Annotated in this window: 1 protein-coding gene; it reads left to right on the top strand. The window is 65.4% G+C overall.

Going from position 1 to position 627, the window contains the following annotated elements; all coding sequences use genetic code 11:
* Window positions 1-627: electron transfer flavoprotein subunit alpha/FixB family protein (locus tag HF327_RS21850; protein WP_198462445.1), on the top strand; the 627-nt coding region annotated here is incomplete at both ends.

Below are 627 nucleotides of genomic sequence, written 5' to 3'. Positions count from 1 at the left end.
GTCGCTGGTGAAGGCGCAGCCGCTGCTGCCGCCGCCGCTGCCCAGATCGCCGGTGTCTCCAAGGTCATCCACGCTGACGGCGCAAGCCTGAAAGACGGCCTGGCCGAAAACGTGGCGGCTCAAGTGCTGGCTATTGCCGGCAACTACAGCCACATCCTGTTCCCCTCGACCGCTTCCGGCAAGAACGTGGCTCCCCGCGTGGCCGCCAAGCTGGATGTGGCCCAGATCAGCGACATCACCAAGGTCGATGCGCCCGACACCTTCGAGCGCCCCATCTACGCAGGCAATGCCATTGCCACCGTGCAGTCCGCCGATGCCGTCAAGGTCATCACCGTGCGTACTACGGGCTTTGACGCTGCGGCAGCCACCGGTGGCTCTGCACAAGTCGAAACGGCGGCAGCTGTGGCCGACTCTGGGAAGAGCGCTTTTGTAGGTCGTGAAGTCACCAAGAGCGAACGCCCTGAACTGACCGCTGCCAAGATCATCGTCTCCGGCGGTCGTGCCCTGGGCTCGGCCGAGAAGTTCACCGAAGTCATGTCGCCGTTGGCCGACAAGCTCGGTGCGGCCATCGGTGCCAGCCGCGCAGCGGTGGATGCGGGCTACGCCCCCAACGACCTGCAAGTGGGC

This window comes from Comamonas suwonensis (assembly GCF_012844455.2).
Classification (GTDB): domain Bacteria; phylum Pseudomonadota; class Gammaproteobacteria; order Burkholderiales; family Burkholderiaceae_C; genus Comamonas; species Comamonas suwonensis.
This window is presented reverse-complemented; position numbering and strand designations above follow the sequence as displayed.